Raw genomic sequence first — 14,073 nt, forward strand, 5'->3', positions numbered from 1 at the left:
AAAGGCCGTCTGAACGCAATGTTTCAGACGGCCTCAATTTAGGTATAACGCGATTAAGCGTTAGCTTCCTGTTGTTGTTGGTAGATGGCTTCGAAGTTGATCGGAGCGAGCAATACAGGTGGGAAGCCGGCGCGGGTTACGCTGTTGGAAATGGCTTCGCGTGCGTAAGGGAACAGGATGTTTGGACAAGCAACGCCCAACAGCAGTTGTACGTCTTCTTCAGGAATATTTTCCAGACGGAAGATGCCGCTTTGGGTAACTTCGTTCAAGAACATAGTGCGCTCTTCGTTCAGTTTGGCAGTCACGGTAACGGTAACGTCAACGCTGTAGAAGCCGTCTTCCAGTTTGGTGTTGCCGGTAGAAACGCGCATATCCACTTCAGGCTCGCCCTGTTCCAAGAAAATTTGTGGTGCGTGAGGCACTTCCAAAGACAAGTCTTTTACATACAGACGCTCAACGCTGAATACGGGTTGCAATTCTTCGCTCATTTTATTTTCCTAAGTTAAGGGTTAAGGATTCAGTAATTCGTCCAGCTTGCCTTCCTGCTGCAAGCGGTACAAATCGGTAAAGCCACCGACATGGGTGTCGCCGATAAAAATCTGCGGCACGCTGCGCTGGCCGGAAAGCTGCTGCATTTCGGCAAAAACTTCCGGATTGCCGTCGATGCGGATTTCGTTGATTTCTTTCACGCCCACCGCCTGCAACAGCCTTTTCGCCATGGTGCAGTACGGACAATACGGACCGGTATAAACAGTAACGGTTTGCATGATTTCTTCCAAAATACCAATGTTCATGACTATATGGGCATAGGTGCTATTTTACAAGTGTTCCCGCCGTACGGTTGTAAAAAACATTCAGACGGCCTCTTGGCCATAAACATTTGTGCAGATGCGGAAAAACCATAATTAAAGTATGATAAGCGCTTTCACAGAATGACTTTTGCCATTTGTTTTTTTGGAGAAGGACACATCGCAAAAGTTTTTCTATTCAAAATCAGGTACCCCCATGCTTTCAGGAATTCCCATCCCAAAGGACGCCGTGCGTCCGTCCGAAACCGTCCTCGTCAACATTACGCCGCAAGAAACGCGTGTGGCCGTTTTGGAAGAGAACAATATCTGCGAGCTGCACATCGAGCGCAACAGCGGTCATAGCTTGGTCGGCAATATTTATTTGGGCGTCGTCAAACGCGTCCTTCCCGGCATGCAAAGCGCGTTTATCGATATCGGTTTGGAACGCGCCGCGTTTCTGCACATCGTCGATGTCCTCGAACAACGCCGCAACCCGGACGAAACCCAACGCATCGAACACATGCTCTTTGAAGGTCAGTCCGTCTTGGTTCAGGTCATCAAAGACCCCATCAACACCAAAGGCGCGCGCCTGTCCACCCAAATCTCACTGGCCGGCCGTTTCCTCGTCCATCTTCCGCAAGAAGACCACATCGGCATTTCCCAACGCATCGAGGATGATGCCGAACGCAGCAGTTTGAGGGAGCGCCTCAACAACCTGCTGCCCGAAAATGCCTGCCACGGCTACATCATCCGTACCAACGCCGAAAACGCTTCCGATGACCAACTGCAATCAGACATCAACTATCTGACCAAAGTATGGGAACACATTCAAAAACAAGCGAAAATTCAGCCGCCCGAAACCCTGCTGTATCAAGATTTGCCTTTGAGCCTGCGCGTTTTGCGCGATATGTTCAGCCTCGATACGCACAAAATCCTGGTTGATTCCACCGAAAACCACCGCCGCATGACCCAGTTTGCCGAACAATACGTTCAAGGCGCATTAGGCAGAATCGAGCTGTTCAAAGGCGAACGCCCCCTATTTGAAACCCACAACATCGAGCAGGAAATCGCCCGCGCCCTGCAACCGCGCGTCAATCTCAACTTCGGCAGCTACCTCATCATCGAGTCCACCGAAGCCATGACCACCATCGATGTCAACACCGGCGGCTTTGTCGGCGCGCGCAATTTTGATGAAACCATCTTCCGCACCAACCTCGAAGCCTGCCACACCATCGCCTGCGAACTTCGCCTGCGCAATCTCGGCGGCATCATCATCATCGACTTCATCGATATGGCGCAGGAAGTCCACCGCGAAGCCGTCCTGCAAGAGCTTGCCAAAGCCCTCAGTTTCGACCGCACCCGCGTCACCCTCAACGGCTTTACCAGTCTGGGCCTTGTCGAACTGACCCGTAAACGCTCGCGTGAAAACTTAAGCCAAATCCTCTGCGAACCCTGCCCTTCCTGCCAAGGCCGGGGCCGTCTGAAAACGCCGCAAACCGTGTGCTACGAAATCCAACGCGAAATCGTCCGCGAAGCGCGCCGCTATGATGTCCAAGCCTTCCGCATTTTGGCCGCTCCGAATGTCATCGACTTGTTCCTAGACGAAGAATCGCAATCGCTGGCGATGTTGATAGACTTTATCGGCAAGCCGATTTCGCTGGCAGTCGAAACCGCCTACACGCAGGAACAATACGATATTGTGTTGCTATAAAGATAAAAGGCCGTCTGAAAACTTTTCAGACGGCCTTCTTGTTTGAGCAAATAAAGATTACGGTTTCACTACTTTACCGTTGATTTTGACGGAAGTCAGTTTCAGGTTGTAGGTTTTGCCGTCATCGGTATAGCTGATTTGCGCAGGGATATTGTCGATATCGGAAGCAAAAGAGTAAGTAACGGTATCGTCGCCGCGGCGGACGCGATATTTGCTTACAGGCGTTGTGCCGCCGTTCAGTTTATAGCTTTCGCTGCCGATTTTGTTCATGCTGCCGACGGTGTACAGTTTTTTACCGTTGGTAATTTTCAAACCTGACGGCAGGCGCACGTCATTGGCGGCCAGTTGCCATGCCAAAGTGAACAAGTCCATGGCAGGGCCGGATTTTTCGGTTTTCAAATCACCTGCTTTACCGTAAGTGATGTTGCCGCCGGAGAATTTGGCCTCGGCATACAATTTACCGCCGCGTACATCTTTGTAGTAAGACGGATGCAAGGTCGTGCCGTTGATGCTGCCGCCGGATTCAAAGCGGATATTGTAAAGCGGTACTTTGATGGTAGAGACGATTTTGTATTGGTTGCCGCTGCGGGTGAAGGTCATGGTCGCAGGAATACCGTAGCTGCCTGAGTATTGCAAAACGGCAGATTGCGGCAATTCAGCGGCTTGTGCGCCGATGGAGGCAGTGAGCAGGGAAAGTGTCAGCAGGGTTGTTTTAATCGGATTCATGATGTTTTCCTTGTGTGTATCGTGTTTTATTAAGCCAACAGGCTTTGACCGGCGGCATTGCGTTGTGCATTCAAAACGCGGTTGCCTTCGATTTTCAGACGGCCTGCAACAAAGTCTGCAACGGCTTGTGGGAAAAGCTGGTGTTCAACCGTCAGCACGCGTGCGGCAACGTCGTCAGCGGTATCGCCGTCCAAAATAGGAACAATGCCTTGTGAAATAATCGGTCCACAATCCAGCTCGGGCGTCACGAAGTGGATGGTGCAGCCTGCCACTCGGCAACCTGCTTCCAATGCGCGTTCGTGGGTATGCAAACCGGTAAAAGAGGGCAGGATGGACGGATGGATATTGATCAGGCGGTTTTCATAATGTGCGCAGAATTCCGGAGTCAAAATGCGCATAAAGCCCGCCAATACAACCAAATCGGGCTGATAGGCATCGATTTTTTCCATCATGGCCTGATCAAATGCCAGACGCGAGTCGAAGTTTTTATGGTTCAAACTGTCGGTGGCAATACCGCGCTCTGCCGCCCATGCCAATCCGGCTGCGGTCTCGCTGTTGCTCAATACGGCTGCAATGTTGGCATCGGGAATATCAGCATTCACAATCGCCTGCATATTGCTGCCGCGTCCGGAAATAAGGATGACGATATTTTTCATCATAATTCCTTGTTTGTTTGGAACAAAGGCCGTCTGAAACGGAATTTTTCAGACGGCCTTTTATCCGTTATTTAAGGGCGTAAGCCTTGATTCGGATTATTGAACTTTTTGTACGTCAACTTGTACTGGTTGTTGTGCAGCGGCATCAGGCGCGCCGACTTTAACCAGTTTCACGTCGAATACCAAAGTAGCGTTCGGGCCGATTTTATCGCCGGCACCCACTTCACGGTAAGCCAATTTAGCAGGGATGTAGAATGTTGCTTCGCCGCCTTCTTTCAAGAGTTGAATACCTTCAGTCCAACCTGGGATTACTTGGCTTACAGGGAAGCTTACTGGGCCGCCGTTGGCTTTGCTGCTGTCAAATACAGTACCATCAATCAGCCGGCCTTCGTATTCAACGGTAACGACGTCGTCTTTAGTCGGTTTTTTGCCTTCGCCTTCTTTGGTGATTTTGTATTGCAGACCGGAAGCGCTGGTTTTCACGCCTTCTTTAGTCGCGTTTTCTTTCAGGAACGCTTCTCCTTTTTCCAAGTTTACTTTGGCATCTTCAGCACGTTTGGCAGTAGCTTTTTCTTGTTGCTCTTGCAGGAATTTCATCATCACTTCCTGAGCTTGGGCTTCAGTCATTTTGACTTCTTTACCTTCAAACATGGCTTCCATGGCTTCGGTGAAGACTTTCAAATCGATTTCCGTACCTTGGTCTTTCATTTGTTTCAATGAACGGCCGATATCCACACCCATTGCGTAGCTGGCTTGTTGGGCAGTAGAACCGATGGCAGAAGCATCTGCAGTCGCATTTGAAGCTGCGGAAGCAGCAGGGGCATCTTTAGCGGCAGTGTCTTTTTGGTTGCAAGCAGTCAGTGCCAACAAAGCAGACAAAGCCAATGCGCTGAATTTGAAAGTTTTGTTCATGATTATGTCTTTTCCGGAAAGGTCAAAAAAGGGGATTATAGCTGAGTTTGATTGAAATGGAATCAAGGTGGATTAAAATTTGTAAAGGCTCTTATCAAAAACATTAAGGCCGTCTGAAAACAGGTTTCAGACGGCCTACTCTTAGCTATCGCTCAAACGATTAATACCAGCCGCGCAGTTTCATTGCTTTCTCAACACGACGGATACTCATCATGTAAGAAGCAGTACGCAGGTCGACATCGTATTCTTGAGCCAAGTTCCAAATATCGCGGAACGCACGGCGCAGGACAACGGTTTCTTTCTCTTGAACTTCGTCAAACTCCCAGTAGTAGCCTTGCAGGTTTTGTACCCATTCAAAATAAGATACAACCACGCCGCCGCAGTTTGCCAAAATGTCAGGAACAACCAATACGCCGTTTTGACGCAGGATAACGTCGGCCTCTGGAGTAGTCGGACCGTTTGCACCTTCAACCACGATTTTCGCGCGGACTTTACCGGCATTTTCAGAAGTCAGTTGGTTTTCCAGTGCGCAAGGGGCGAGTACGTCCACTTCCAGAGCCAAAAGTTCGGCATTGCTGATTTCTTTGCCGTAGCCGGCTTCGTTGGTGATGAAACCTTTGGTTTGGAATTCTTTAATGATTGCTTCCATATCCAAGCCGTTTTCGTTGTAGATGGCAACGTCAACAGTAGATACGGCAACGATTTTCGCACCGGCTTTGTGTGCATAGTAACCGGTGTGGTAGCCCACGTTACCGAAACCTTGAATGGCGTAAGTGGCACCCTTCACGTCTTTGCCCAGTTTTTCCAAAGCTTGGACGGCGGCGAAATTTACGCCGTAACCGGTGGCTTCGGTACGTGCCAAGGAACCGCCAAACTCAACCGGTTTGCCGGTAAATACGCCCGGTGCGGAATGTTTCACCACGTTTTCATAGGCATCAACCATCCAAGACATGATTTTGCCGTTGGTGTTCACATCAGGTGCAGGAATATCGATTTTCTCGCCAATCAGCGGAGAAATGGCTTCGGAATAAGCGCGGGCGATACGTTCCAATTCCGCTTCGGAATAATTGCGCGGATCCAAAGTGATACCGCCTTTACCACCGCCGTAAGGAATGCCGGCCACGCAGCATTTGATGGTCATCCAAATAGACAGGGCTTTGACTTCGTCCAGATTTACATTGGGATGGAAGCGTACACCGCCTTTGTAAGGGCCGACGGCGTTATTGTGTTGGGAACGGTAACCAGTGAAATTTTCTACTGTACCGTTGTCGAGTTTGACAGGGAAGTTGACTTCCAAAACACGTTGCGGCTTTTTCAAGATTTCAAATACTGCCGGGTCGGCATTCAGGCGATCGCAGGCAATTTTTACTTGTTTTTGTGCAATTTCAAACGGATTCAGTGTTTCTTTAACAGCAGATGCGGACATGTATTTTTCCTTTTCATACACATGATTAGACGAGAGCCATACTTGTTACTATATACAAAAACAGGAAAAAATGTAATAGCATGTAGTCGATAAAAAGCAAATCCATTCATTTATATATGAATTTAGTTTGAGACCGTCTGAAAATATCGGCATGCCGACCAAAAAATTTTCAGACGGCCTAGTATAAATGCTCATCAAACCATTCAAAAAAGTACACAAACCCTTTGTTTTTTAATGCCTACCAAACCACCCTTTTTGTTGACAAAATCCTTTCCACATTGCCAACAGACTGACAGACTTACACCAGCGAAAATTGTTAACAATTTAAACAAATATCCCTTTAAAGAATCAGCAAAACATCGGCAAATCAGGCAAACAATGTTAAAATAAGCGCTTAAATAATATGACAGAAAGCTACTCAATGACCTCTGCTGCTTTAGAACACGTTCAAGCCGTTGCCTTTGATTTGGACGGTACCTTATGTGATTCCGTTCCCGATTTGGCCGCAGCAGCCCAAGCCACGTGTGCGCACTTGGGTTTACCTGTTTTACCTACCCAAACGGTTGAAAGTTATGTCGGCGACGGCATTAGCAAGTTGGTTCATCGCGTCATTACCAATGATCGTGAAAAAGAAGCCGATCCTGAAATCTGGGAAAAAGGTTTTGTGTTCTTTATGAAATATTATCGCGAGCACTTGAGCGACTTTACCCGCCCCTACCCTGAAACCGAAGCTGGCCTCGGTCTGCTCAAGTCCTTGGGTATTCCATTGGTTGTCATTACCAATAAAAATGAAGTACTCGCTGCAGAGCTGCTGAAACAACTTAATCTCGATGGCTACTTCAGCCTAGTTCTCGGCGGCGACAGCCTGACTGAGAAAAAACCCAGCCCATTGCCGCTTCAACATGCGGCCGAAGTTTTGGGCATCGACGTTGCCAATATGCTGATGGTGGGCGACTCTAAAAATGACATTATTGCCGCCAAAGCGGCCGGTTGTTTCAGCGTCGGCGTGACATTCGGCTACGGTGACATGACCTTGCTCTCGCAAGACAAAGCGACCAAACCTGATTTGTTGATTCGCGCCCTGCCTGAAATCTACGAAAATCTGCAACCACAAAAAAACAAAGACGAAGAGTAATTCGGCTTTATTTTCAGACGGCCTTTTCGGTGCTTTTACCTAATCAGGCCGTCTGAAAATGTAATTCAATGTAGTTAAATCCCTCCCCTTCCATATCCCCATGAAACCTCCCAAAACCTTACGCGCCCGCGCCTTGGATATTCTTTCCCGTCAAGAAGTCAGCCGTGTCGGCTTGAAACGCAAACTGGCCCCACACGCTGAAAGCGAAGAAGAATTGGAAAAGGTTTTGGACGAATTTGCCGAACGGAATTGGCAATCCGACCAACGTTACGCAGAAGCCTATATTCACAGTAAAAGCAACCGTTACGGCACGCTCCGCCTCAAGCAAGCTTTGGCGCAACAAGGTATCGATGCAGACGACTGTCGGGAGTTCCTACCCGATAGGGAGGACGAGCTGCAAACCGCTATTTCCGTCTTACGTAAAAAATTCAAGCAAGAAGCTCAAGATTTGAAAGAAAAACAAAAACAAGCACGTTTCCTTGCTTATCGCGGCTTTGGTGCCGATACCATTCAGACGGCCTTAAAAACGGCGTGGAATGAAGACGAAGACTTCTATCAATAATCATTCCCACTTGAATCTTTGCTTCTATCGGCGTACCCTTACGTTTTTATTCAATAATTCAATCAGAGCTTCATCATGTCCGACAAACCGCACGATACACCTAATCCCCTACTCGAAGACGAACGCAAAAATCCTGTTTACCGCTTGGGTCAGGCGGTAGCCGGATTCATGTTGCTGGTTTGGGCCGGCGTTTTGGCCTTGGTTTTCTTCTTGGTTTTCCGTTTTTGGTTGAGTTAAACCCAATCCAATTACAAAAAAGCCATAAACCCTCTTAAAAAGAAGCCAACAGCTTTTATTTGTAAACATCAAAAAGGCCGTCTGAAAACACTTTCAGACGGCCTTTGCTTATAACGAGATCATCCTCGAATCACTTTGCGGATATTCGGATTGGCATGCATTGCATGAATAATCTGATTAACCTGATCCAAGTCTTTGACTTTAATTGTGAATTTAAATTCTACAAAACCTTCCGTTCCTGCTTGCGCTTTGGTTGGCGTATCGACAGATTCGATATCCGCACCGGAATTGGAAATCGCTTGCGCCATTGAAGCCAACAAACCATGCGCATCTTCGGATTTGACGTTGAGGATGGTGCGGTACGTTTGATTGCGCAAACTGTCCCAACCCGCATCGAGTTGCTCTTCCGGATCAGCTTTGACCAAAGTTTGACAGGTATCACGGTGGATAATCATACCCTTGTCTTTGACCAATAAGGCGCGGATCGCATCGCCGGGAATCGGATGGCAACATTCGGCAAAATGAATCCGGCCGGTTTCCTGATCGTTGACTTTGATCGGGCTGAGTTTGACCGTGCTGCCAAAATGTTGGCCTGCCAACTCGGCAATGTGCATGGCAACGTGTACCGGCAAAGTATGCCCCATACCGACATTGTAGAGGACCTCTTCAAACGAGGTTTGTTTGGTATTCAAATCGGCAAGGTATTTTTCTTTGAGGTCGTCTGAAAGCAGTATATCTTTAGGCAACAGGCTGGATAAAGCTTTTTGCAGCAAGTTTTCACCCAAAACAACGGCATCGTGACGATTCAGATTTTTAATGTATTGGCGGATGGCGCTGCGCGCACGGCTGGAAACGGCAAAATTCAACCATGCCACATTGGGCTTGGCATGTTCGGAAGTAATGATTTCGACCGTATCACCGGTTTTCAGCTTAGTGCGCAACGGCATCATGACATTATTAATGCGCGCGGCAACGGTTTTATGGCCGATATTGGTGTGAACAGCATAGGCAAAGTCAATCGGCGTTGCCCCTTTAGGCAAGGTAAGGATATCGCCTTTCGGGGTAACGATATAGACTTCGTTGGGGAACAAATCGACTTTGACATGCTCCAGAAACTCGATGGCATTTGAGCTGCTGGCTTGCAGGTCAAGAATATTATTCATCCACCGGTTCATATGGAGGACGGCTTGGTCCGGAGTGTTTTCACCGGATTTATAAATCCAATGACCGGCAATACCACCCTCAGCCACAGCGTCCATTTCACGCGTACGGATTTGCACTTCGATCGGCAAACCGTAAGGGCCGACCAAGGTCGTGTGTAGGCTTTGGTAGCCGTTGCTTTTCGGAATGGCGATATAGTCTTTAAAACGACCGGGCTTTGGGTGGTATAAATTATGCAATGCACCCAACGCGGCATAACAGGCAGGAATATTGTTTACAATGACCCGAAAGCCGTAGATATCCATTACTTCGGCAAAACGCAGCTTTTTAGCCAGCATTTTTTGATGGATGCTGTATAAGTTTTTCTCGCGGCCTTTGATTTTGGCTTCAATATTGACACCAACCAAACGCTGACCAAATGCACGCAACACTTTGCCGACAACATCGCGGCGATTTTTGCGGCTGTTGTCCATGGCTTTTTTCAGGGTTTCGTAGCGTCTTGGGTGGAGGTTTTGGAACGATAGGTCTTGAAGCTCTTGATACGCATTGTTCAGACCAATGCGGTTGGCGATTTGAGCATAGATTTCGAGGGTTTCTTTGGCGATGCGGCGGCGTTTTTCCGGACGCATAGAGCCAAGGGTACGCATATTGTGCAATCGGTCGGCAAGTTTGACGACGATGACGCGCACGTCTTTAGTCATGGCTAGGATAAGCTTACGGAAACTTTCCGCCTGATGCTCAGCATGATCTTCAAATTTGAGTTTTTCCAGTTTGGAGAGGCCGTCTACCATTTCGGCAATGGTATCGCCGAATTCTGCCGCCATTTCGACTTTGGTTACGCCCGTATCTTCCAATACATCATGCATAACGCCCGCGCAGAGGCCTTGAACATCCATGTGCCAAATCGCAAGCTGCGTGGCAACGGCAAGGGGATGGGTAATGTAGGGCTCGCCGCTTTTACGGGTTTGTCCGTCATGGGCGTGGAAAGCGTAGGCAACGGCTCTTTCAAGCTCGGCCTGCTCATTGGTATTGAGATAGGATGCGGTGCGAAACAGAAGCTCGCGCGCTTCTGCTGTCAGCGGGTCATAGGGGGCGGTAGGCAGTGGGGCTGGCATTTTCAGACGGCCTTTTATGGCTATTTTTTTAAGCCGTCAGACTGTATCGGTTGTGATATCGCACCGATACAGTCCGCGCGACGGTTTTATCGGTTTGCCGGTTGGTTTATTTGTTGCGGGTCAGCAGCTCGGTTCCGATTTGTCCGGCTGCGATTTCGCGCAGGGCGGTTACGGTTGGTTTGTTGTTGCGGATGTCGTCAACCAATGGCGTATTGCCGTTTTCGAGCTGGCGTGCGCGACGGGCGGCAACGAGGGTAAGGTCGAAGTGGTTAGGGATTTTACCTGTGCAGTCTTCAGTAGTAATACGAGCCATGTTTGCTTGCTTTCTTTCTATGTTTCAAATAAACGGTTATTTTCGCTGTTTTTTAGGAATTTTCCAACAGGTTTGAAATAAATCCCTGTTGAGAGGATTTTTTCAGACGGCCTGCTTTAATAATGTGGAACAAATCGGCTTCGGCACGATCCAAATCGTCATTCACGACGACGTAATCGAACAAAACGGATTGCTCAATCTCATGTCGGGCTTTTGAAAGACGTGTTTGAATAACTTCTTCGCTGTCTGTACCACGGCCGATCAAACGTTGCGCCAAAACTTCAAAGGAAGGTGGCAGAATGAAAATACTGCTAGCTTCAGGCAACGATTTACGCACTTGTGCCGCACCTTGCACATCGATTTCCAAAATTACGTCATAGCCCTCTTCGCTCAAGGAATTCACACCGGCAATACTGGTGCCGTAATAATTGCCGAACACATTGGCGTGCTCCAAAAAGGCTCTTTGCTCAATCAGTGATTCAAATTCTTCTTTGGGAACAAAGTGGTAATGCACGCCATGCGCCTCACCCTCACGCGGCTGGCGCGTGGTATGAGAAATGGAAACACGGATATCGTCATGATTTTTCAACAGGCGCGACACCAAGGTCGTTTTACCCGTGCCGGAAGCGGCGGAAATGATGTAAATATTGCCTTTTTTATGATTTTGCATGGTGGTTCAGCCGATGGTATGTACCTGTAAATTATAACACAACACAATGTTTCTCGGAATTTCAGACGGCATGTTGCAAAATTTGGCTATTGTATCGATTAATTTGGCAAGTCCGCATATGACCGCTACAATATCGCGTTAAAAACTTTTTGATTTCGGAATGTCGAGATGTTGATTCATCCTGAAGTAATGGGCGTAGAAGCTTTGGCGGACAAAATCCGTAAAATTGAAAACTGGCCGCAAAAAGGGATTTTGTTTCATGACATTACTCCCGTTTTGCAAAGCGCAGAATATTTCCGCCTGCTGGTCGATTTACTGGTTTACCGCTATATGGGGCAAAAAGTTGATGTCGTAGCAGGCTTGGACGCACGCGGTTTTATCATTGGTGCGGCTTTGGCCTATCAGCTAAATGTCGGCTTCGTTCCCATCCGTAAAAAAGGCAAACTGCCGTTTGATACGATTTCTCAAAGTTATGCTTTGGAATATGGCGAAGCAACGGTAGAAATCCATACCGATGCCATCAAGCCGGGTGCACGCGTTTTGTTGGTAGATGATTTGGTGGCAACCGGCGGCACAATGCTGGCAGGTGTCGAGCTGATCCGCAAATTAGGTGGCGAAGTAATCGAAGCGGCTGCCATTTTAGAATTTACCGACTTGGACGGCGGCAAAAAAATCCGTGAAAGCGGCGCGCCGTTATTTACCCTGTGCCAAAACAAAGGCTGCATGTAATAAGAAACCGCAAGCTGATCAGCCTGCGGTTTTTTTTATGATCAAAATTATTCGAGAACGTATCCGTCCGTATCCCAGAAAGTTTTTTTCACCAACTGGTCGTCTTTATAAACCAACTCGGATTTCTTCGCACCATCATCATACCAATCCAAAATGATGCCGCTACGTTTACCGTTGCGAATACTCAATTCAGACACGATGCGGCCATTTTCATCCCAACTGATGATCTCCGTCGGTTTGTCATTGCTCATCATCATTTCGGTTTTCGGGCTGCCGTCTGAATACCATTGTTTCCAATGGCCATTGGCTTTATCGTGCTTAAACTGAATTTCGCTTTCTTTCACGCCATTTCGGTAATAGCGGGAACCCACGCCCTCACTCAGGCCATTTTGATAAGGCATCACCGCAGATTTTTTGCCGTTTGGATACCAGTTGACCCATTCACCATGCGGTTTGCCGTTGCGATAGCTGCCAACCATCTTTTTCTGACCGTTGAAATGCCACAGGGTTAATGTGCCATTATCCAACGCCGGCACAAAAACCTTAATCTGACCGGCAGGTACTTCATAAGGATCAGAATATTTTTTCATCGATGGATAGTAAAAATCCTGCACCTGCGCCTTACCTGCCTCAATCTTGTATTGGCGGACATAAGCAACCGAAGGCATGGTCGCCGTCAGTTTACCGTTTTGATTGAAATAAACGGTATGTTGCTGGGCAAAGGCGACAACGGGCATACTGAACAAGGCAGCAGCCAACAGGCCTGATTTTAAATAATTATTCATAATATGGAGTTTGGCAGTATATGTTCTACAAAAAGTCAGTAATAAAAATCCACTGACATTAGAAACTATGACAAATATTATAAGCCATAGTTTCAAAGCCTGCTTGGATTTCATATTCAGCATACCATAGGCATTTGTATTTTCTTTAAATATTAAAGATTATATAAAACAAAGGCCGTCTGAAACTTTTTCAGACGGCCTTTGTTTTATTTACATCAAAATAAACTACTCTTCACCCAATAATTGCTCGCGGGTCAACAAGAATACAAACCCATCACCACCGCTGGTTTCCAACCAAGTAAACGGTAATTCGGGATAAGCCGCTTCCAATACTTCACGGTTGTGACCGATTTCAACCAGCAATACACCTTTCGGATTCAAATATTTCGCCGCTTGCAGAATGATTTGACGTGTAGCGTCCAAACCATCTTCGCCGCTACCCAAAGCCAATTCCGGCTCGTGCAGGTATTCATCAGGCAACGCTTCCACAGATTCCGCGTCAACATAAGGCGGATTGGAAACAATCAAGTCGTAGGTTTCATCCAAACCTTCGAACAAATCGGTATGCACCAAGCTGATACGGTCTTCCAAGCCATAATCTTCGATATTAATCGCGGCCACTTCCAACGCATCCAAGCTTAAATCAACAGCATCGATTTGTGCGTCGGGATAGTGATGCGCCATTTGAATGGCCAAACAGCCGCTACCGGTACACAAATCTAAAGCTCGATGCACCAATTCATCGTGTTCAATCCAAGGACGGATACCGTCGCCCAGCAATTCGTAAATGAAAGAACGAGGCACAATAACGCGCTCATCGACATAAAAATCAAACTCACCCTGCCATGCCTGATGCGTCAGATACGCGGCAGGAATATGCTCCACTGCGCGGCGTTCGATAATGGACAACACTTCCTCCTTCTCACTTTGCAACAATTTGGCATCCAAATAAGGCTCCAACATATCCAAAGGCAGGTTCAAAGTGTGCAAAATCAGATAGGCTGCCTCGTCATGGGCATTATCACTTCCGTGTCCGAAAAACAGTCCGGCATCATTAAAACGGCTGACGGCAAAACGCAATAAATCGCGAACAGTGGTCAGCTCTTGAGCAGCTTGGTTGAACATAATGTTTTATCTTGTCAATTTA

The 14,073-nt window shown here is 47.7% G+C and carries 16 protein-coding genes; 5 read left to right on the forward strand and 11 right to left on the reverse strand.

Annotated elements, in window-relative coordinates; all coding sequences use genetic code 11:
* Positions 1–53: 53 nt before the first annotated feature.
* Together secB and grxC are read right to left on the reverse strand one after the other, a co-directional pair.
* A complete protein-coding gene (secB, locus tag HMPREF2865_RS01320; RefSeq protein WP_003745844.1) occupies positions 54–488 on the reverse strand; it encodes a protein-export chaperone SecB in 435 nt (144 codons plus the stop codon).
* Positions 489–509: 21 nt separating this feature from the next.
* Positions 510–767, reverse strand: a complete 258-nt coding sequence (gene grxC, locus HMPREF2865_RS01325) for a glutaredoxin 3 (RefSeq protein WP_003684090.1) — start codon at positions 765–767, stop codon at positions 510–512.
* A 238-nt stretch (positions 768–1,005) separates the two neighbouring features.
* Between grxC and HMPREF2865_RS01330 the strand changes: the two genes are divergently transcribed.
* The gene (locus HMPREF2865_RS01330) at positions 1,006–2,499 is read left to right on the forward strand and encodes an Rne/Rng family ribonuclease (protein WP_070645120.1); all 1,494 of its coding nucleotides are present in this window, start codon (positions 1,006–1,008) and stop codon (positions 2,497–2,499) included.
* Between the two features lie 57 nt (positions 2,500–2,556).
* On the opposite strand, the gene HMPREF2865_RS01335 is transcribed toward HMPREF2865_RS01330, so the two are convergent.
* The 4 genes from HMPREF2865_RS01335 to HMPREF2865_RS01350 all read right to left on the reverse strand — a co-directional run bounded on the left by HMPREF2865_RS01335 (position 2,557) and on the right by HMPREF2865_RS01350 (position 6,219).
* Positions 2,557–3,225 carry a membrane protein gene (locus tag HMPREF2865_RS01335; RefSeq protein ID WP_003682278.1) on the reverse strand — a complete coding sequence of 223 codons (669 nt, stop codon included), beginning with the start codon at positions 3,223–3,225 and terminating at the stop codon, positions 2,557–2,559.
* Positions 3,226–3,254: 29 nt separating this feature from the next.
* On the reverse strand, positions 3,255–3,881 hold the full coding sequence (gene purN, locus HMPREF2865_RS01340) for a phosphoribosylglycinamide formyltransferase (RefSeq protein WP_049344053.1): 627 nt from the start codon (positions 3,879–3,881) through the stop codon (positions 3,255–3,257).
* A gap of 96 nt (positions 3,882–3,977) precedes the next feature.
* On the reverse strand, positions 3,978–4,793 hold the full coding sequence (locus tag HMPREF2865_RS01345) for an FKBP-type peptidyl-prolyl cis-trans isomerase (protein WP_070645123.1): 816 nt from the start codon (positions 4,791–4,793) through the stop codon (positions 3,978–3,980).
* Between the two features lie 160 nt (positions 4,794–4,953).
* Positions 4,954–6,219, reverse strand: a complete 1,266-nt coding sequence (locus tag HMPREF2865_RS01350; RefSeq protein ID WP_049331560.1) for a Glu/Leu/Phe/Val family dehydrogenase — start codon at positions 6,217–6,219, stop codon at positions 4,954–4,956.
* A gap of 421 nt (positions 6,220–6,640) precedes the next feature.
* Here HMPREF2865_RS01350 and HMPREF2865_RS01355 point away from each other — a divergent pair, with 421 nt between their 5' ends.
* From HMPREF2865_RS01355 to HMPREF2865_RS11895, 3 genes are all read left to right on the forward strand, one after another.
* On the forward strand, positions 6,641–7,354 hold the full coding sequence (locus HMPREF2865_RS01355) for a phosphoglycolate phosphatase (protein WP_070645126.1): 714 nt from the start codon (positions 6,641–6,643) through the stop codon (positions 7,352–7,354).
* Between the two features lie 100 nt (positions 7,355–7,454).
* Positions 7,455–7,916, forward strand: a complete 462-nt coding sequence (recX, locus tag HMPREF2865_RS01360; protein WP_049329865.1) for a recombination regulator RecX — start codon at positions 7,455–7,457, stop codon at positions 7,914–7,916.
* A 75-nt stretch (positions 7,917–7,991) separates the two neighbouring features.
* Positions 7,992–8,153, forward strand: a complete 162-nt coding sequence (locus HMPREF2865_RS11895) for a hypothetical protein (RefSeq protein WP_039861975.1) — start codon at positions 7,992–7,994, stop codon at positions 8,151–8,153.
* A gap of 119 nt (positions 8,154–8,272) precedes the next feature.
* Here the strand turns inward: HMPREF2865_RS11895 and HMPREF2865_RS01365 are convergent, their stop codons facing one another.
* The 3 genes from HMPREF2865_RS01365 to gmk form a co-directional block, all read right to left on the reverse strand.
* Positions 8,273–10,429 carry a RelA/SpoT family protein gene (locus HMPREF2865_RS01365; RefSeq protein WP_070645127.1) on the reverse strand — a complete coding sequence of 719 codons (2,157 nt, stop codon included), beginning with the start codon at positions 10,427–10,429 and terminating at the stop codon, positions 8,273–8,275.
* 106 nt (positions 10,430–10,535) lie between these two features.
* Positions 10,536–10,742, reverse strand: a complete 207-nt coding sequence (gene rpoZ / locus HMPREF2865_RS01370; RefSeq protein ID WP_003682294.1) for a DNA-directed RNA polymerase subunit omega — start codon at positions 10,740–10,742, stop codon at positions 10,536–10,538.
* Between the two features lie 52 nt (positions 10,743–10,794).
* Complete coding sequence (gene gmk, locus HMPREF2865_RS01375) at positions 10,795–11,412, reverse strand: guanylate kinase (protein WP_003686079.1); 618 nt, start codon at positions 11,410–11,412, stop codon at positions 10,795–10,797.
* Positions 11,413–11,580: 168 nt separating this feature from the next.
* Here gmk and HMPREF2865_RS01380 point away from each other — a divergent pair, with 168 nt between their 5' ends.
* Positions 11,581–12,141 (forward strand): adenine phosphoribosyltransferase, encoded by a 561-nt coding sequence (locus HMPREF2865_RS01380; RefSeq protein ID WP_070645130.1) that lies wholly within the window; start codon positions 11,581–11,583, stop codon positions 12,139–12,141.
* A gap of 47 nt (positions 12,142–12,188) precedes the next feature.
* On the opposite strand, the gene HMPREF2865_RS01385 is transcribed toward HMPREF2865_RS01380, so the two are convergent.
* Positions 12,189–12,926: a toxin-antitoxin system YwqK family antitoxin gene (locus HMPREF2865_RS01385; protein WP_070645133.1), complete on the reverse strand. Its 738-nt coding sequence runs from the start codon at positions 12,924–12,926 to the stop codon at positions 12,189–12,191.
* A 225-nt stretch (positions 12,927–13,151) separates the two neighbouring features.
* Entirely contained in the window at positions 13,152–14,051 is a 900-nt protein-coding gene (gene prmB / locus HMPREF2865_RS01390; RefSeq protein ID WP_004519392.1) for a 50S ribosomal protein L3 N(5)-glutamine methyltransferase, read from the reverse strand.
* Between the last annotated feature and the right edge of the window lie 22 nt (positions 14,052–14,073).

Source organism: Neisseria sp. HMSC073G10 (assembly GCF_001812605.1).
Lineage (GTDB): Bacteria > Pseudomonadota > Gammaproteobacteria > Burkholderiales > Neisseriaceae > Neisseria > Neisseria subflava_A.